This window comes from Mesobacillus jeotgali (genome assembly GCF_014856545.2).
Classification (GTDB): Bacteria; Bacillota; Bacilli; order Bacillales; family Cytobacillaceae; genus Mesobacillus.
The window spans coordinates 3,451,273-3,470,130 of sequence record NZ_CP109811.1; the positions used below are offsets into that span (position 1 = coordinate 3,451,273).

Below are 18,858 nucleotides of genomic sequence, written 5' to 3' on the forward strand. Positions count from 1 at the left end.
CTTCATTAATTTCAAGTATTTTTATAGGAATTAAAGTGTATGTAAGTCTTGGTAGAGCACTGAATGAAAGACAGCTGTATTACTTAGAAGTGTCTATTAGAAGATTTCTATCGGACAAACAGAAGCCTGATTTCCTAATTTTTGTCCATTAGAAGGGCTCTATCGGACAAATCGGAGGCTGGTTTCCTAATTTTTGTCCATTAGAAGGGTTCTATCGGACAAACTCAAGTAATAATATCACAAAAACTGTCCGTTAGAGAAAAACGATTTCAGCCGGATACCTATTTGGCCATTCATATGGACGATCGTGACATCAAAAAAACCATGCATTCTGCATGGTTTTAATTACGTATGTAGGAAGAGTCCCAATCGTGCCGTCGTGTTGGTTGCCTTCGTCTTGAACCCGCTCTCAGCAGGTGGGTGCCCTGTTCCGGATTTCTGTAAGTCCTCTAGCCAGAGGCATTTACGCGGCCCGGAAACGCGAACTCCCGAAGGATAGATGTTAGGTCAAAACTTCAGGTTAAACAACGAACACATCAGGACTCTTCATCTGTTGTTATTATATTACCACACGCCTGTATGAACTTCAAGGATATGGCTAATGGATATTACTGGTCTTTTTTAACATTTAATGACAAGTGAAGTTCGTCCAGCTGTGCTCCGCTTACCTCGCCAGGAGCGTCTGTCAGCAGGTCGCTTGCGCTTGCTGTTTTCGGGAAAGCAATCGTATCGCGCAGGTTTGATCTGCCTGCAAGGAGCATTACCATTCTGTCCAGGCCAAGCGCTATACCGCCATGCGGAGGCGTTCCATATTCGAATGCCTCAAGAAGGAATCCAAACTGCTCGACTGCCTGTTCCTTTGTGAAGCCCAGAACGGAGAACATTTTTTCCTGAACATCTCTTTCAAAAATTCTAAGTGATCCACCGCCAAGTTCATAGCCGTTCAAGACAAGGTCATACGCTTGTGCCTTGACACTTGCCGGATCGCTCTCGAGCAAAGCCAGATCTTCGCGTGCTGGCATTGTGAATGGATGGTGAGCGGCGAAATAGCGATCTGCTTCCTCGTCAAACTCCAATAGCGGCCAGTCTGTAATCCAAAGGAAATTAAATTTGCTCTGGTCAATCAACTCAAGCTCTTTTCCAAGCTTTAAGCGTAAAGCACCAAGCGCATCTGCTACAACAGACTTCTTATCGGCAACGAACAGAAGGAGGTCTCCAGCTGAAACTTCCAGCTTGTCCTTAAGTGCCGCTTGTTCTTCTTCCCCAAAGAACTTGGAGATTGGCCCTTTAAGTCCATCTTCTTCTGCTTTCAGCCAGGCAAGGCCTTTGGCACCATACACAGAAACAAACTCTGTTAAAGCATCAATATCTTTACGTGAGTAGTTAGCTGCAGCACCTTTTACATTGATGGCCTTTACCTGCCCGCCGTTTGCGACCGCAGAAGCAAATACCTTGAAGCCGGAATCTTTGACGGTTTCCGAAAGATCGATAAGTTCCATTCCAAAACGGGTATCTGGCTTGTCAGACCCAAAGCGGCTCATTGCTTCCTCATAGCTCATACGCGGGAATGGCGCAGGAACATCCAAGCCTTTTACATCCTTCATGACCTTTTGCATCATTTGTTCAGTCAGACCCATGATTTCTTCCTGGCTCATGAAGCTTGTTTCAATATCGATTTGCGTGAATTCCGGCTGGCGGTCAGCTCGCAAATCCTCATCTCGGAAGCAGCGCGCAATCTGGTAGTAACGCTCAAAGCCGCCAACCATCATCAGCTGCTTAAAAATTTGCGGTGATTGAGGAAGAGCGTAGAACTCACCTGGATGAACACGGCTTGGCACTAGATAGTCACGTGCTCCCTCAGGTGTACTTTTCGTTAAAATTGGCGTTTCTACATCAAGGAAGCCTTCTCCATCAAGGAAGTCACGAATCGCTTTAGTTACCTGGTGCCTCATCTTGAATGTTTCGAACATGACCGGACGACGGAGATCAAGATAACGGTATTTCAAGCGCACATCTTCTGATACATCTGTTTTATCAGCAATCACGAAAGGTGTTGTTTTCGCTTCATTGATGATTGTAAGCTCTTCAGCCTGGACTTCAATTCTGCCAGTCTTTAGATTTTCATTGATGCTTCCTTCACCGCGGGCGATGACCGTTCCTTTCACATCAAGAACGTATTCAGTACGAACTTTTTCAGCAAGCGTCAGTGCCTCTGGGGATACATCAGGATTGAAGACAATCTGTACAAGTCCTGTCCTGTCGCGCAAGTCGATGAATATCAGTCCGCCAAGATCCCGGCGCTTCTGCACCCAGCCTTTCAACGTTACCTTTTCACCGATTGCTTCTTCTGTTACTTCACCGCAAAAATATGATCTCCCAAACATCGAAACTCCCCCTCTACTTACAAATATCCTTGAATTTTCCAACAAAGCTCTCAAGCGGCAGTTGAATTTGCTCCCCATCCGCCATCGACTTCAGGTTAATCTTCTTCTCTTTTAATTCGTCTTCTCCCAGCACTGCTACATATCTAGCATTCATCCTGTCAGCAGCCTTGAACTGTGCTTTGATTTTGCGGTCTTGATAATCTCTTTCCGCAGAGAAACCTGCCATTCTCAAATTGTGTAGCAAGCCGACAGTATAATCCTTTGCTTCATCTCCCAATGAAACGAGGTAGCAATCGATTTCTTCTTTTACAGGAAGATCAATCCCTTCTGCCTCCAGTGCTGCAAGCAATCTTTCAACACTTAGCGCAAAACCGATACCCGGTGTTTCCGGTCCGCCGATTTCTTCGACAAGGCCATTGTATCTGCCGCCGCCGCAAAGAGTCGTAATTGCTCCAAACCCTTCTGCATCACTCATGATTTCAAATGCTGTGTGGTTATAGTAGTCCAGACCGCGTACGAGATTGGCGTCAACCTCGAATTCAATCCCGAGATCACTCAAATACTTCGTCACTTTACTAAAATATTGAGCAGAGTCATCAGTCAGGTAATCAATGATCGATGGTGCCGACTTCATCAGTTCATGATCACGGTCAGCTTTGCAGTCCAGAATTCGCATTGGATTTTTTTCAAGGCGATTCTGACAATCGCTGCAGAATTCCCCGATTCTAGGCTGGAAATGGCTTACTAAAGCATCCCTGTGAGCTTTTCTGCTTTCCTTATCACCGAGACTGTTCACGACAAGCTTGAGCTTTTTCAATCCAAGTTCCTTATAAAGGGACATGGCAAGGGAGATCACCTCAGCGTCAATCGCCGGGTCTGCACTGCCCATTGCCTCAACACCAAACTGGACAAACTGGCGGAAACGTCCAGCCTGCGGGCGTTCGTAGCGGAACATCGGTCCCATGTAATAAAGCTTCACTGGCTGGTTTGGGCTTCCGAACATCTTATTTTCGACAAAAGAGCGAACAGCTGCCGCCGTACCTTCAGGACGGAGCGTCAGGCTGCGGTCGCCCCTGTCAGTGAACGTGTACATTTCTTTTTGGACGATATCTGTTGTATCACCAACGCTTCGCTTGAAAAGGTCTGTATGCTCAAAAATCGGAGTCCTTAATTCCCGATATTGATATCTTTCACAAAGTTCTCTTGCCTTCGCTTCTATAAGCTGCCATTTCTCTGTCTGGCCTGGCAAAATGTCCTGTGTACCGCGCGGTATATTGATTTGATTAGCCACAGTGCATCCTCCTCCATTCATTTCAAATCATTACTTTATAGGCGTTTTCACCTTTTCATTACTTTTAACGGGTTCGGGAATTTCTCAATAAAATACCCTTCAATTAGCAACATACCAATGAAAAAACCAGCCTTATGTAGGCTCTGTTAAACTCGGCTGTTGATTTCCGTTCCAGGCGCTTCGCTTTCCGCGGGTAGTCGGGGAGCCTCCTCGGCGCTTTACGCGCCTGCGGGGTCTCCCCATGACTTTCTCATCCCGCAGGACACTGATTGAGCTTCCTCGAATTTGCCCACGCACGATGGAAATGCGTTAGCATTTTCGGAGGAGTCTTCGCGCCTTCCACTCCAATCAACAGGAGTTGAGAAAATATTTAGCTATAACAGAGCAATGTAAAAAAAAGAATACAAAAAAGCCCCCAATCCCTTGCCATAATAACAAGGGACGAGAGCTTTGAATTCCCGTGGTGCCACCCTAATTGAAGCGCTTGAGTGCACTTCCTCTTTAACAGTTAACGCCTGATTACGTCTCCTCCTAATGATGGGTCAGCCCACGTTCAGAGAAAATCCTACGGAGTGTTCATTCGCCAAGTCATTGTGCAGAAATGCTTTCAGCCAAGGCATTCCCTCTCTTTTCACTTGTTTCATGGCTACTATGCTCCATCAACGGTATGTTTTCTATATAACATTTTATTTATATTATAATACGGAGTCCAAATGGCCTTGTCAAGCACAATTCAAGAACGTTCAATCTGTTTTTTCAGTTTTCGGACATCCCGGAGAGACAGCCCAAATTCCGAAGCTAATTCTACAGTGTTGGAGCTTTGTTCTTTTTGGATAAAATCGTGAAAATCCACTCCAAATAATTGATTCTCCCCGAATGCAGCAGAATTTCCTTTGTCACTGAACCGCATGGTATCACCTTCCAATGTTTATTGCTAACTATTCTGCCCAGCCTCTGTGAAAACTTTTCATGATTTTAAGATATTCTTTAACACTTGAACTTTTTTCGTTCTTTACCGATATAAGAGAAAAGTCCTCGTGATTTTACCGGAAAAATCCGGTAATATATTTTTTATAGAGAGTAAGAGAGGGAGGGAGAGCATTGCCCAGAAATAAAATGGTTCCGATCATCCTTTGCTTGATGCTCATTTTCGGGAGCCTTCCAGCTTTAGAATCGGCTCAGGCGGATAATGGAAGTGTCTCGATTACTGCCGCAAGCTTAAATGTAAGGTCGGGGCCGGGACTAAGTTACCCGGTAACAGGATCAGTCAAAAAAGGAGAAAAGTTTTCAATCGTAAAGGAAGAAGGCGAATGGATACAAATCAGCCTTGGCGGCAGTAAAAACGGCTGGGTCGCTGAATGGTTTACTGCCAAGGAATCTCCCAAGCCAGCAGTTTCACCAGCTGTTTCGGCAAATTCCAAAGGCTCAGGCAGCGTTAATGTCAATGGGTTGAGAGTAAGAAAAGGACCAGGCACCAACCACCAGGTCATTGGATCTTTTAACAGTGGACAAGCTGTCGAAATTCTTGGATTCAATGGAAATTGGGCGGAAGTGCGCACTAGTAAAATAAGCGGCTGGGTCTCAAAGGAATACATATCGGTAAAAGAAAGCAAGGCTTCAGAAGCACCTGCAACAAGCACTAAAACAAGCGGGACGGTCACCGCTACTTCCTTGAATGTTAGAGAAAAGCCTTCATTGAACTCTAGCAAAGTGGGACAATTAAGTTATGGAGCTGCAGTGACTGTCCATTCTCAGTCCAATGGCTGGGCCGAGATTACATACGAAGGTAAAAGTGCCTGGGTAAGCGCTGAGTACGTGAAAATCGGAGGAAAACCAACGGCTGACAGCAGCAAGCCATCACCCCCTGCCGATCAGTTCACAGGCACAGTAACTGCCTCACAGCTCAATATCCGGGATAAGAATTCACTAGATGGCAGCGTCATAGGTTCTGTATCAAAGGGACAAAGCTTCAGGATTCTAGATGAACAAAACAATTGGGTCCAGATTGAATACGAGCCTGGCAAAACAGGCTGGGCGGCTGGCTGGTTTTTTGAAAAAAAGAAAAACGGACCAGCAACTGCACCAAGCCAGTCAATTCAAAACAGCAGCGTCTCTATGCTCCACAACGGGACAAATATACGAAAAGGACCAAGCACAGGCACAGCAGTCATTTACCGTGCCAATCAAGGTGACAGCTTTGAAATTATAAGCGTCGAAAAAGATTGGTATAAGATTGCGCTGCCAAATGGGACTAGCGGGTTTGTTGCCGGCTGGATTGTTTCTGTAAAGGGTAATGCGCCGCAAATAGAAAGACCAGGAGCGGAAAAGCACACAAAAAACAAGACAATCGTCATTGATCCTGGCCACGGCGGCAGGGATAATGGGACAACAGGTGTCAGAGGTACCTTGGAGAAGACGCTTACCCTGAAAACAGCCCAGCTTTTATATGACAAACTAAGAGCTGCCGGCACAAACGTCATCTTGACCAGGAACAATGACCAATATATTTCACTAGGTTCAAGAGTAAGCAGCTCCCACTACCATAATGCCGACGCGTTTATCAGCATCCATTACGACAGCATCAACGACCGGACTGTCAGAGGCATGACGACTTACTATTATAGTTCAAAACAAAAGCCTCTCGGTGAACAAATCCACTCTGCGGTAGTCAGCAAAACGATGTTGAAGGATCGAGGCACTCGTTTTGGCGACTATCACGTCATCAGGGAAAACAGGCAAACAGCCGTACTCCTGGAATTAGGCTATTTAAGCAACCCGACGGAAGAGATGCTTGTCAATACACCACAATATCAGGAAGCAGTAGCAAACGGGATATTTGAAGGACTTGCCCGCTATTTTAAGAATAATTAAGAAGACCGACTGAAGACATCCATACTGTCTTCAGTCTTTTTGTGTTGTAAAAGCCTTATGACTTCGAATCCTTCTCAATAAGGTAATCTATAAGCACGGCAGGTCCCCTATAGACTAAAAAAAGGAATCCCGCTATTGGGATTCCTTCTTTGAGCTATTTGCTGTCAATAATCAATGTAACCGGACCGTCATTTGTCAATTGAACGTCCATCATGGCGCCGAACACACCCGTTTCAACCTTGATTCCCTTTTCGGAAAGGAAACGGTTGAATGCTTCATAGACAGCTTCTGCGTGGTCTGGCTTGGCTGCGTCCATGAAGTTTGGACGGCGTCCCTTGCGGCAATCACCATAAAGGGTAAACTGTGAAACGGAAAGAATCTCTCCCCCTACATCGAGAAGGGACAAGTTCATCTTTCCTGCATCATCTTCGAATACCCGTAAATTTGCAGCCTTCTCGGCAAGAAAGGCTGCATCTTTTTCCGTATCCTCATGTGTAACTCCGACAAGGATGACAAATCCCTTATTGATGGAGCCTGTTACTTCCCCATCAACCGTCACTTTTGCTTCTTTGCTTCTCTGTATCACTAAACGCATCGGTAATCTCCTTACACATCGGTCTCTCAATTTGTTGCAGCATGACTACTAAGTCTGCTTAACTCATTATCCTTCTGACCGCATAGATATCCGGAATTTGCTTAATTCGGTCGACGACTCTCTGCAGATGGCTGACATTATGGATGGCGATGGACATATTGATGGTTGCCATTTTATTTTTGTCAGATTTCCCGGAAACAGCTGTTATGTTCGTCTTTGTTTCATTTACCGCCTGCAGGACTTCGTTCAGCAAGCCCCTGCGGTCATAGCCGCTGATCTCGATATCCACATTATATTCCTTGCGGTCATTCAAGCCGGTCTCCCATTCTACCGGAATCAACCTTGCCTGCGCATCCTCAGTGTGGATGTTCGTGCAGTCGGAACGGTGAACAGATACTCCCCTGCCTTTTGTGATAAAACCTACAATATCATCCCCAGGTACAGGGTTGCAGCAGCGGGATAGCCTGATCAGCAAATTATCGATACCCGACACTCGGACTCCAGACTCTCGCTTTTTAGCAGGTGAAAATGATTTGAGCTCAGAAACAGCATTCGAAATATCCTTTTCCTGTTCCAGGTCACGCTGCTTGCGGAGCTTTTCTGTCAGCCTGTTCGCTACCTGGAGAGCTGTTATTCCGTTGTATCCAATTGAAGCAAGCAAACAAATCTTCCTCATTGGTAAAATTATATTTCTCAGAAACCTTTTTCAGGTTTTCAGTTGTCAAAATCTCTTTAACATCAAAATCCATATTGCGGATTTCTTTTTCCAGAAGCTCACGGCCTTTTTCAACATTTTCATCCTTCTGCTGCTTCTTGAAGAATTGGCGAATCTTGTTTTTAGCCTGGGAGGTCTGTGCAAGCTTTAACCAATCTTTGCTCGGTCCATAAGAATGTTTTGAAGTAAGGATTTCGATGATATCCCCAGTTTTCAATTGATAATCCAAAGTCACCATCTTGCCATTGACCTTGGCACCGATTGTCTTATTGCCGATTTCAGAGTGAATCCGATAGGCGAAATCGATTGGCACTGAACCAGCTGGCAGCTCGATAACATCGCCTTTCGGTGTGAAAATAAACACCATATCTGAGAAAAGATCAATTTTTAGAGACTCCATGAACTCTTCTGCATTTGCAGTATCATTCTGGAATTCAAGAATTTCACGGAACCATGATAGCTTTGTTTCAAAATTGGATCCGTCAGTTGGTTTGCCCTCTTTATATGCCCAGTGGGCCGCAACCCCGAATTCTGCGATCCTGTGCATTTCATCTGTCCTGATCTGGACTTCCAGCGGATCACCTTTAGGGCCGATCACGGTAGTGTGCAGGGACTGATACATATTAGGCTTTGGCATCGCGATATAGTCTTTGAATCTGCCTGGCATCGGTTTCCAGCATGTATGGATGATCCCCAGGATTGCATAGCAGTCCTTGATGCTGTTGACGACAATACGGACAGCCAGCAAATCGTAGATTTCGTTGAACTGCTTGTTTTGCAGTACCATTTTCCGATAGATGCTGTATATATGCTTAGGCCTTCCTGAAATTTCAGCTTTGATTGAAACCTCATTCAGCCTTTCCTTCACTTCATCGATGACTTCATCAAGATATTGCTCGCGTTCTGCCCGTTTCTTTTTCATCAGGTTGACGATACGGTAATATTGCTGGGGATTAAGATAGCGTAAAGCAGTATCTTCAAGTTCCCATTTGATTTTTGAAATACCGAGCCTGTGAGCCAGCGGCGCAAAAATCTCCAGCGTTTCATTCGAAATCCTCCGCTGTTTTTCACTCGGCAAATGCTTCAAAGTCCTCATGTTATGAAGGCGGTCAGCAAGCTTGATCAAGATGACACGAATATCCTGTGCCATTGCAACAAACATCTTCCGGTGGTTCTCTGCCTGTTGCTCTTCATGCGACTTATACTTGATTTTCCCAAGCTTCGTGACTCCATCAACAAGCATGGCCACTTCGTCATTGAACGCCTTTCTTATATCATCAAGAGTCACGTCCGTATCCTCGACGACATCATGAAGAAAACCAGCTGCGACCGTCGCCGGATCCATCTCCAGGTCTGCGAGAATCCCCGCTACCTGGATAGGGTGGATGATGTACGGTTCCCCGGATTTCCTGAATTGATCATGATGAGCCTGTCTGGCGAACTCATATGCCTCTTTTACCATTTCAACATGTTCATCATTCAAATATGATTTTGTACAGTCAATGACTTGTTCTGCGGTCATTACCTGGTCATTCGCCATAGGATCACCTAATTTAATTTCTTTATATTAACCCGCACTTACTCTCCAGCGGGAACCAAGGAAAGAGTCGACAAAATACGAAAAGCGCAAGCGCTTTGTTCAGTAGTAAATTTTACATTTTTATTCTATAACAACATCCTTTATATACAATAATTATTCTTATAAAGGATTGTTACTATTATCAAAGAAAAAATCGAAGATGTAAAGAGAAAGGAAGAGATTTTACAGCAGAAATTAAAAAAATTGTCGAAAGATATTTAATTTCATTCAATTATAGGTTTATTTTAGCAAACCTGCCTGCGATTGGGTGTGTTTCTTCTTATAAAAAGCTGTTTTCGTAAAGATTGTTGTTAAAATCCTAAAGCCGATTTTAACGTAATAGATGGCCATTTTGCAGGTCGGTATAAAGTTTGCATGCACTTTTCTCATAAAAGAGTTAACCTTTCGAAAGAAAGTATGTCATTCAATCCTATTTTGTAGTCAATAGCAACAAGGCTCGAGAAAAGAGACTTATAAAAAAAGGGCACTTCGCAATGAAGCACCCTGTCCGTTTAATATTGCATCAAGGTTAAAACATCATAGCCATCCAGCTTTTGACGGCCATCGAGATAAGTAAGTTCAATCAGGAAGGCGATTCCTGCCACAACTCCACCTAGTTCTTCAACTAGCTTGATCGTTGCTTCAATCGTTCCGCCAGTTGCCAGCAGGTCATCGGTGATCAGGACTCTTTGTCCTGGCTTGATCGCGTCTCTATGGATCGTCAAGACGTCACTGCCATATTCTAGACCGTAGTTGACCTTGATTGTCTCGCGCGGAAGCTTTCCTTCTTTTCTGACAGGAGCAAAACCTACTCCATGTGCGTAAGCAACCGGGCAGCCGATAATGAAGCCGCGTGCTTCAGGTCCGACTACAAGATCTATTTGTTTTTCACGGGCATAGGCCACGATTTGGTCTGTTGCATATCTATAAGCATCGCCATTGTCCATTAAGGTTGTGATGTCCTTAAATTTAATGCCGGGCTTTGGCCAATCGGGAACGATTGTTACAAATTGTTTCAAATCCATTGAATAATTGCCTCCTCATTTTTCACCGACTCTTGAATGAATTGGTCAAACCAGTTCTTCAATTGCTCATACGATGAGTAGAGCAATTCATTTTCAAGAGTGAATGCTTGCACCTTGTGCTGATATGTTTTGGATTCAGTCAGATCCCTTTTGGGGACATTTTCTTCTAGTGAAATAAACCCATTGTTTATTTTAACAAAATCTAGTTCAAAAAACACCTTCGACATGAAATCTATTGTTTCTTTTGTCCACCCTCGATGCTTGGCCAAATCGTCGCCATACCGTTTAAGATCAAATGGGCCTTTCTTGGCAAGGAATGCGTAAAACCATTTGAAATGCTCCCTCGTTGGCATCGTCGTGAAGAAATCGCTGCTTTCTTTATAAAAATGGACATAGACCCTTCCCGGATTTTTTCCTGAAAATAACTTCTCCAGAATTTCCTTGGATGGCGGCAGGTCCAATAGAACAACATACGAATGTTCGAGATTCAGCTGTTCAGCTTGTTCATCGGTGGTTACCAGTTCCAATGACTCTCCGATAATTGGAGAAAACTTATTTTTCAAATCAGCGTTAAAGAGAACCCATTTAATATGATCCCCTGGAATCATTTCGGGTAGCTTTTCCAGTCTCTTAAGACCGCGGAAATCGAATAGCTGCCAGGACTTAACCGCTACATCCCTGAGGAAAATTTGCGGCTTCCTGATATTGTTCCATTCGTTGATGGACAATTCGCCAATGACGGACAGCTTCGAGCTCGGCGAGATATGGTCATGGAGATGGCCAAACCCGAATCCAATTCCATCAATAACGGTGCCTTCCTCTTCCAGTGCCAGCTTAAGATGGGACTGATCTGCCCCTATCTTTCTGAGGGTTGATATATTAGCTCCATCAATCAGGACCTTGGGTTTTGGGTTGCTGACGCCATATGGAGATAGCTGCCCAAGTTCATTTATGGTCTCAATCGTAATCTCTTTAACATCTATTCTCGCATCGATATGAGAGACAGGAATTAAGTCTTCTTCTTTCAGCTGCTCTTTTGCCAGTGAATTCAATCTTGACCTTAATTCGTCAACATCATTAAGTTTCAATGTCATGCCCGCAGCCATAGGATGACCGCCAAAATGCGGAAGGATTTCTCTGCAGGTTGATAGATTTTTGAAAAGATCGAAACCAGCGATACTTCGCGCTGACCCCTTCGCAAGTCCCTTTTCTTTGTCAAAACTAAGGACAATCGTTGGCCGGTAATATTTTTCTACAAGCTTGGAAGCTACGATGCCGATGACCCCTGCATTCCAGCCTTCCTTACCAACGACAAGGACTGAATTATCATGGATTGGGTAATTCATTTCCACTTCAGAAACTGCTTCTTCGGCAATTTGTGAAACGATGTTTTGACGCTCTTTATTGATTGAATCTATTTCTTCCGCAAGCATCATTGCTTCTTCTGGATCATCTGTCATCATTAATTGCACCGCTGGGTCCGCGCTCCCAAGTCTCCCTGCTGCATTGACCCTCGGTCCAATCATAAAACCTATTGTTTCTTCATCAATAGACGATCTGTCTGTTTTCGCTAGTTTAAGCAGCGCATTCAAGCCAGGTGTCTGGCTCGATTTCAACTTCTCGATTCCTCTCAGGGCAATCAGCCTGTTCTCTCCCATAAGGGGGACAAGGTCGGCAATGGTCCCAATAGCCGCAAATTCCAGCAAATGCTCTGGGACTCTCCCCAGAAGGGCATGGGCAACCTTAAAAGCGACACCCACACCAGCTAAATCCTTGAAAGGGTATACACTATCGTCCAGCTTTGGATGGATAATTGCAAATGCATCCGGCAGGACCGGGCCAGGTTCATGGTGGTCTGTAATGATCAGGTCAATCCCCACTTCTTTGGCAACATCTGCTTCATGGAGAGCAGAAATACCCGTATCGACAGTGATGATCAAGCCCACTCCGCTGTCCGAGGCACTCCGAAATGCTTTTTCATTCGGACCATATCCTTCTGTAAAACGGTTCGGTATGTAATAGTCGGCGTTCGCCCCCAGCTCAGCCAGGGCTTTCATCATGACCGTCGTACTGCTCACACCGTCTGCATCATAGTCACCAAACACAAGAATAGGCTCTTGCGTTTCTATTGCTTTATTGATCCGCTCAACTGCCTTATCCATGTCTTTCAGCAAAAAAGGGTCGTGAAATTCGCTTTTTTGCCCAAACAAAAAATACCGGGCATCTTCCACGGTATCAAGTCCGCGATTGACTAGCAGTGAAGCAGTCAGATGATTTATGCTCAATTCCTTGGCGAGTGAATCTATTACTGTCTGGTCGGATTTTTTTACAATCCACCTTGATTTTGGCTTTAACATACGTTCACCTCTCAGCTTATTCATTATACAAAAGCGGAGAGAGTGTTTCAATGACAATGAATGTTAATAAAGGACTTTCGAGTAAGGAAATGTAATGAATTAAAATGGCAGCATAATTGTATGCTGCCATGAGTGCTGGATTAATGGATATCTTCTATTTCGTGCTGGGGTGCTGTTTCCTCCGGCAGAGTTTCTTTTTGGGCCAGCTGCTCTTCTAATGAATTGTTTTTCTTCCTCAAAGATTTTACTTCTCTTTGAAGCACAAACATCCTGAACAGACCGACAGAGCCAACGATAATCCCGCCCATCAATACAGAACCTAATATGACCAGGATTAACGGCCATTCTGATTCCCCAAATAAATAGTTCACTGTTACTGGATCGACATTGATGACGGCGAAAACAGCCACAATCAATGCAAAAGCAAGTCCCAGCAGCAATGTCCATTGAAACTTCATTGTTTCCCCTCCCCTGAGACTTATTGAATATCTACACCATCCTCGGAATTCCCACTCTCACTGAACGGATTTATATGGACCAGAACATTTTGGACATTTTTATTTTCCATCAGTTTCTTTTTTACACTCTTACCAATTCGGTGGCCCTGTTCCACGGTGATATGTGGATCGACAGATATTTTCAAATCAATGATAACATAATGACCATGCTCTCGGGCATGTAATTGATCCAGTTTCTTTACTTCAGGAATTGACTGCACAACAGTCCTAATTCTTCTGTATCCTCATCATGAAGCAGATGGTCAAGTGTATTATGGATCGATTCCTTGCCAAGCTTCCATACCATCCTGATGACCAGAAACGCAACCAGCAGTCCCGTCACTGGGTCAGCGTATTCCAGCCACCCAATTCCAAATATACCGCTAAGCACAGCCGCGCTGATTCCTATTAGTGCTGCTATGGAGGAATAGAAATCCGATCTATGCTCATATGCATTGACGATCAGCGCATCACTATTCAATTGCTTTCCCAATTTGTATTTGTACCTGAACATTCCCTCTTTTACTATGATTGAAACGACAACAGCCACAATCGCCACTGATTTGGGAGGTCCAATAGGATGAAAAAATGCTTCGAACGATGATCTGCCGATTTCGACTCCCACAAGCATTAATAATACTGCCACAATGATGGCAGCAATTGACTCGGCCTTACCATGACCGTAAGAATGATCTTCATCCGGCGGAGCTTTCGCCGCCTTAAGACCTATGTATACAGCTAATGAACCCACTACATCAGATGCAGAATGGACTGCATCCGCTACAAGCGCTTTACTGTTAGCATAGATGCCGCCCCCCCACTTCAATCCTGCAAGTATAATATTACCGACAACCAATCGCAAAACTCCTCTCTGCAAAGAGCTTTTATTCCGCGTCCTTTACTTTTCCCACCATAATTAGTCTGTCGGCATTTATTTTATTTTATCCTGAAAAATGGCTGTTCTAACCAGAAATAAAAAATACCACGGAAAAATCCGTGGTATTTCAAATGCACTTATTTTAAACTTGCGGCTCATCTGAGTAGACTTTCTTTTCCTTGTAAGTCTTGATGGTGCCTTTCTTCTTAAGCTCTTTATTTTTCCATACATACCACAGCTGTGCTGCGATGAAAATGGAGGAATACGTACCGGCAATCAGGCCGATAAGGAGAGCGAAAGAGAAATTCCAGATTGATGTACTGCCGAAAACCAACAGAGCCACGACTGTTATGACAACAGTCAGAATGGTGTTGACCGAACGGCCGAGCGTCTGGCGAAGAGCAGTATTGACTACATCCGCAATATCTTGCGGTGTTTTCAAGCGCTTCTTCTTCACCATATTCTCACGCATCCTGTCAAAAGTAACAATCGTATCATTGATTGAGTAACCAACGATTGTCAGTACAGCTGCGATAAAGGTTATATCCACTTCAAGCCTTGTAAGACTGAACAGAACAATGATAAAGAATGCATCATGAAGCAATGCGATAATAGCAGCCAGTGCCATGTAAATCTCGAATCGGATCGTTACATAGATAATTATCCCAACGGAAGCAATGGCAACAGCAATCATGGCATTCTTAGCAAGTTCTTTCCCGATTGTTGGTGAAACAGTTCCAACATTCGGCTCGGCACCGAATTCTTCCTTGAAGTGAGATTTAAGCTCAGAAATCTCATCTTTGGATAGAACTGTTTTAAATCTTGCTACGCCAATTTCGCTATTATCACCGGAGATGACAATATCGTTCGTTTCCAAATCAACTTGCTTAAGCTCTTCTTTTAATTGTGCCGCTGTAATTTTGCTGTCAGACATGACCTCTACCCTTGTCCCAGCCGCAAAATCAATTCCAAGATTCAGACGGAACACGAGGAGTGCAATCAAACCTATGCCGATTAATACTGCTGAAGCAGTAAAGAACTTATTGCGGCTCTTAATGAAATCAAAGCGATCAAATTTAGTTTTTAAATCAAGTGAATCTAAGCCTTCAGAAATGTCATGGACTTCACTTTGCTTAACACCGAACAAGCTTGGTTTGTTTTTGAACAAGCCACTGTTCACGAGCAACCCAAGGAACAAGCGTGCACCGAAGACTGCTGTGATAAAGCTTGCCAGGATACTGATGATCAGCATGGTCGCAAATCCTTTTACAGAGCTTGTCCCGTACGCGAATAAAACGATTGCCGCTAGCAAAGTCGTAATGTTGGCATCAAAAATCGTAGACAGGGAGCCTTTGCTGCCCGCGTCAAACGCTGCTTTGATATTGCGGCCAACCTTCAGTTCTTCTTTTATCCGCTCATACGTGATGATATTCGCATCGACCGCCATACCGACACCGAGGATCAATGCGGCGATTCCAGGCAGTGTAAGAACACCGTTCATCCAATCAAATACAAGCAGGATGAGGTAAACGTAAATGGATAACGTAATAACGGCAACAATTCCAGGGATACGGTATAAAGCAAGCATGAATACGAAAACAGCAAGAATACCGATGATTCCGGCAAAGATCGTTTCATTTAATGCCTGTTCACCGAATTTTGCCCCTACAGAAGTAGAGTAGGTTTCTTCAAGATTAACCGGCAATGATCCCGCATTAAGCAGTGATGCAAGCTGCTGGGCTTCTTCAATTGTAAAATTACCAGTAATCTCAACATTCTTTTGGTTCAGGATCTTATCAACATTAGGATTGGAAAGGAATTTAGGTTCAGGCTTCATCCTTTCTTCCTTATAGGAATCTACCCCTTCTTCGAAATCAAGCCAGATGATCAGCTGGTTCTCAGGGGCCATATCACGGATTTCTTTCGTGATTTCACCGAATTGATCACCATCTTTTAGTGTGATTGAAATGCTCGGCTTGTTTTGCTGGTCGAAGCTTTGTTTAGCACCATTTTCTTCAAGGTCACTGCCATCCATCATGACGCGGTCGTTCACGTCACGGAAGGTAAGATTCGCTTCTGTAGAAAGAATTTCACGCGCTTTGTTCTGGTCTTTTACGCCAGCCAGCTGTACGCGAATCCGGTCATCTCCTTCAATCTGGATGTTCGGTTCACTGACACCGAGGACGTTGACCCTCCGTTCAAGAGCCTCAGCAGTACTCTTCAGGGTTTCTCGGTCAACTTTCTCGCCCTCTTTTCCATTTAGAGGCGTGACTTCATAAAGAACCTCAAAACCACCCTGCAGGTCAAGGCCGAGCTTGATATCTTTCAATATATTCTGGGTTGTTGCACCCATGGCACTTCCGATTAAAATAACCAGCAAAAAGAAGGCCACGATGCGGCTGCGTTTTACCATTATGTATAAATCCTCCTTATTCTTCGCGCAAACATGCTGCCAGACAAATAAAACATAAGACTAAGAAATTAAACAGTAGCCAATTTATAGCATTCTAATTATGTAACAGTTTAAAAAAACTGTCAATTAAGCATTTCCGTTATCTGCATATAGAAAGTCTCTCAATCTGGAAAAAAGCGGGTTCTGGATTTTTTCGGGTATGATCTCGAAATAAACCCTAAAGGCAAGATTCAGTCTAAAGAGGAAATGCCGCTCAATCCCAAACTCTACCTTCATTTAAGCAGTGCTTTGCGTTCCTCTTCATCATCCATAGTGAAATCTCCCAGTTTGAAGGCTTCAACGGTGGTGAAATTCATTACGTCTCCGATTTTCGCGGATAAAATATCAGCAACGATTTCATACATTTGTATTTCTTCTTTCGGTTTCTTCCACTTTTTCTTCGTGAGATAATCCCATAATTCTTTTTCTCTAACTTGTTCATACCCGAATATTTTGAATTCTTCAATTTTACTTTCCAGAGCGGGCTTTACTTGCTTGTAAAACCGTCCATATTGATGGCTTTGATTCATTACCTGGCCTCCTCGTCCAATTTTCCAGTCTTTTAATGTCTTAACCTTGTCATGCTTTGTCCACTTTCTTGCATATAGTTAATTGTATATGAAATATGCATTTTTGAGAAGGCAGGGAGCGGAATGTCGAAGTTTTTAAAAGGAACATTTATTTTGTTAATGGCCGGGCTCGTCACGAGGGTGCTTGGTTTCATAAATCGGATTTTCATTGCCCGTTTCATTGGCGAGGAAGGTGTTGGCCTTTACATGATGGCCTTCCCCACCATGGTGCTTGTCGTTACGATTACTCAGCTAGGTCTCCCAGTTGCGATTTCAAAAAATGTGGCTGAAGCTGAGGCAAGAGGCGACTTCCGAAAAATCAAGAAAATCCTTGTCGTTTCCCTTGCCACCACAATATCTCTATCGATTGTCTTTACACCGGCGCTCATTCTCCTTGCTCCATACCTGTCCGAGACATTGTTCACGGATCCAAGAACACAATGGCCGCTGCTCGCCATTGCACCAATTGTTCCAATCGTTGCAGTATCATCGGTTCTCCGCGGCTACTTCCAGGGAAGGCAGAATATGCGGCCATCCGCGATATCACAGGTGATCGAACAGCTTGTCAGGATCACGTTGATTGCTGTTTTGACAAAGGCCTTCATGCCGTATGGAATTGAATATGCGGCGGCAGGTGCAATGATTGCGTCAGTGATAGGAGAACTTATTTCATTGATTTATTTAATGACGACCTTTAAGCTTAGAAAAAAATTCAGGCTGCGAAAAAACTTCTTTCAGTTCGTCCATTCTGGAAAATCGACTTTCAATGATTTAATGGGGATTGCACTGCCAACAACGGGTTCCAGACTGATCGGATCTGTTTCCTGGTTTTTTGAACCGATCGTCGTTGCGCATAGTCTGGCGATTGCCGGTGTGGCTGCCGTCGCTGCCACCAAACAATATGGGGCATTGACTGGCTTTGCCATGCCCTTGCTGTTATTGCCTTCCTTCATCACCTATTCTTTGTCCACTTCACTTGTACCGGCTATTAGTGAAGCGAACTCCCGTAAAAACATGAAGGTGATAGAACATCTTCTGCAGCAATCTTTGCGATTTTCACTGTTGACCGGGGGACTGGCGATCGTTGTTTTATATGTACTGGCGGAACCATTAATGACGTTGATGTACGGGACATCCAATGGTGCACAATTCATCAAGCTGATGGCGCCATTCTTCCTGTTCTACTATTTCCAGGGGCCGCTGCAGGCAGCACTGCAGGCTCTTGATTTGGCCAGGGCGGCGATGATCAACAGCCTGATCGGAAATCTTGCCAAGACCGCTGTCATCTTCCTGTTGGCAAGCCAGCCTGCTTTCGGCATAAACGGCGTAGCCCTCGGAATGGTCATGGGGATCGTCCTGATCACCCTCCTCCATTTCGCAACCATGCTGAAGGCCGTTTCGTTCACCTTTTATGTAAAAGATTATGTGAAGATTTTGGCCGTAATCATACTTACAGGATCACTGGGTTTCCTGATATGGGATAGGCTTGATGAAAATCTCTCATTGGCACTCAGGATTCTTTTAAATGCAGGAACTGTAAGCATACTGTACGTATCGCTTTCTGTTGCCCTTGGATTGATCAGGAAAAATGAGCTTTCAAAAATGCGATCCGTGTTAACTTCATTTCTTAAAAAAGGCAAGTAAAA

Annotated in this window: 11 protein-coding genes, 1 other RNA gene, 2 pseudogenes and 1 other annotated feature; of the genes and pseudogenes, 2 read left to right on the plus strand and 12 right to left on the minus strand. The window is 44.2% G+C overall.

The window, feature by feature from the left end; all coding sequences use genetic code 11:
• Window positions 1–358 precede the first annotated feature (358 nt).
• The 4 genes from ssrS to FOF60_RS17790 all read right to left on the minus strand — a co-directional run bounded on the left by ssrS (window position 359) and on the right by FOF60_RS17790 (window position 4,585).
• A non-coding RNA gene (ssrS, locus tag FOF60_RS17775) (6S RNA) lies at window positions 359–546 on the minus strand.
• Window positions 547–608: 62 nt separating this feature from the next.
• On the minus strand, window positions 609–2,384 hold the full coding sequence (gene aspS, locus FOF60_RS17780) for an aspartate--tRNA ligase (protein ID WP_192470784.1): 1,776 nt from the start codon (window positions 2,382–2,384) through the stop codon (window positions 609–611).
• Between the two features lie 13 nt (window positions 2,385–2,397).
• The gene (gene hisS / locus FOF60_RS17785) at window positions 2,398–3,675 is read right to left on the minus strand and encodes a histidine--tRNA ligase (protein WP_264647583.1); all 1,278 of its coding nucleotides are present in this window, start codon (window positions 3,673–3,675) and stop codon (window positions 2,398–2,400) included.
• Between the two features lie 434 nt (window positions 3,676–4,109).
• Window positions 4,110–4,347, minus strand: a binding site (T-box leader).
• A gap of 61 nt (window positions 4,348–4,408) precedes the next feature.
• Window positions 4,409–4,585, minus strand: a complete 177-nt coding sequence (locus tag FOF60_RS17790) for a hypothetical protein (protein WP_192470782.1) — start codon at window positions 4,583–4,585, stop codon at window positions 4,409–4,411.
• 191 nt (window positions 4,586–4,776) lie between these two features.
• On the opposite strand from FOF60_RS17790, the gene FOF60_RS17795 reads away from it, so the two are divergent.
• A complete protein-coding gene (locus tag FOF60_RS17795; protein WP_192470781.1) occupies window positions 4,777–6,546 on the plus strand; it encodes an N-acetylmuramoyl-L-alanine amidase family protein in 1,770 nt (589 codons plus the stop codon).
• A 154-nt stretch (window positions 6,547–6,700) separates the two neighbouring features.
• Here the strand turns inward: FOF60_RS17795 and dtd are convergent, their stop codons facing one another.
• The 8 genes and pseudogenes from dtd to FOF60_RS17835 all read right to left on the minus strand — a co-directional run bounded on the left by dtd (window position 6,701) and on the right by FOF60_RS17835 (window position 17,173).
• Complete coding sequence (dtd, locus tag FOF60_RS17800; protein ID WP_192470780.1) at window positions 6,701–7,141, minus strand: D-aminoacyl-tRNA deacylase; 441 nt, start codon at window positions 7,139–7,141, stop codon at window positions 6,701–6,703.
• A gap of 58 nt (window positions 7,142–7,199) precedes the next feature.
• Window positions 7,200–9,396 (minus strand): annotated as a pseudogene (locus FOF60_RS17805) (RelA/SpoT family protein).
• Between the two features lie 551 nt (window positions 9,397–9,947).
• Complete coding sequence (locus FOF60_RS17810) at window positions 9,948–10,460, minus strand: adenine phosphoribosyltransferase (RefSeq protein WP_192470779.1); 513 nt, start codon at window positions 10,458–10,460, stop codon at window positions 9,948–9,950.
• Entirely contained in the window at window positions 10,451–12,817 is a 2,367-nt protein-coding gene (gene recJ / locus FOF60_RS17815) for a single-stranded-DNA-specific exonuclease RecJ (RefSeq protein WP_192470778.1), read from the minus strand. The genes FOF60_RS17810 and recJ overlap by 10 nt, the downstream gene beginning before the upstream one ends.
• 140 nt (window positions 12,818–12,957) lie before the next feature.
• Window positions 12,958–13,275 (minus strand): LapA family protein, encoded by a 318-nt coding sequence (locus FOF60_RS17820; protein ID WP_192470777.1) that lies wholly within the window; start codon window positions 13,273–13,275, stop codon window positions 12,958–12,960.
• A 20-nt stretch (window positions 13,276–13,295) separates the two neighbouring features.
• Window positions 13,296–14,191 (minus strand): annotated as a pseudogene (locus FOF60_RS17825) (cation diffusion facilitator family transporter).
• Between the two features lie 142 nt (window positions 14,192–14,333).
• Window positions 14,334–16,604 (minus strand): protein translocase subunit SecDF, encoded by a 2,271-nt coding sequence (secDF, locus tag FOF60_RS17830; RefSeq protein ID WP_192470776.1) that lies wholly within the window; start codon window positions 16,602–16,604, stop codon window positions 14,334–14,336.
• A gap of 272 nt (window positions 16,605–16,876) precedes the next feature.
• A complete protein-coding gene (locus FOF60_RS17835) occupies window positions 16,877–17,173 on the minus strand; it encodes a post-transcriptional regulator (protein WP_192470775.1) in 297 nt (98 codons plus the stop codon).
• Window positions 17,174–17,296: 123 nt separating this feature from the next.
• Here FOF60_RS17835 and spoVB point away from each other — a divergent pair, with 123 nt between their 5' ends.
• Window positions 17,297–18,856 carry a stage V sporulation protein B gene (gene spoVB / locus FOF60_RS17840; protein ID WP_192470774.1) on the plus strand — a complete coding sequence of 520 codons (1,560 nt, stop codon included), beginning with the start codon at window positions 17,297–17,299 and terminating at the stop codon, window positions 18,854–18,856.
• The last annotated feature ends 2 nt before the right edge of the window (window positions 18,857–18,858 follow it).

Excerpts from the sequence above, each read along its gene's own strand:
- FOF60_RS17810 (WP_192470779.1), bottom strand. The coding sequence starts at position 10,460 with ATGGATTTGAAACAATTTGTAACAATCGTTCCCGATTGGCCAAAGCCC.
- spoVB (WP_192470774.1), top strand. The coding sequence starts at position 17,297 with ATGTCGAAGTTTTTAAAAGGAACATTTATTTTGTTAATGGCCGGGCTC.
- aspS (WP_192470784.1), bottom strand. The coding sequence starts at position 2,384 with ATGTTTGGGAGATCATATTTTTGCGGTGAAGTAACAGAAGAAGCAATC.
- FOF60_RS17820 (WP_192470777.1), bottom strand. The coding sequence starts at position 13,275 with ATGAAGTTTCAATGGACATTGCTGCTGGGACTTGCTTTTGCATTGATT.
- dtd (WP_192470780.1), bottom strand. The coding sequence starts at position 7,141 with ATGCGTTTAGTGATACAGAGAAGCAAAGAAGCAAAAGTGACGGTTGAT.
- FOF60_RS17835 (WP_192470775.1), bottom strand. The coding sequence starts at position 17,173 with ATGAATCAAAGCCATCAATATGGACGGTTTTACAAGCAAGTAAAGCCC.
- secDF (WP_192470776.1), bottom strand. The coding sequence starts at position 16,604 with ATGGTAAAACGCAGCCGCATCGTGGCCTTCTTTTTGCTGGTTATTTTA.
- recJ (WP_192470778.1), bottom strand. The coding sequence starts at position 12,817 with ATGTTAAAGCCAAAATCAAGGTGGATTGTAAAAAAATCCGACCAGACA.
- FOF60_RS17790 (WP_192470782.1), bottom strand. The coding sequence starts at position 4,585 with ATGCGGTTCAGTGACAAAGGAAATTCTGCTGCATTCGGGGAGAATCAA.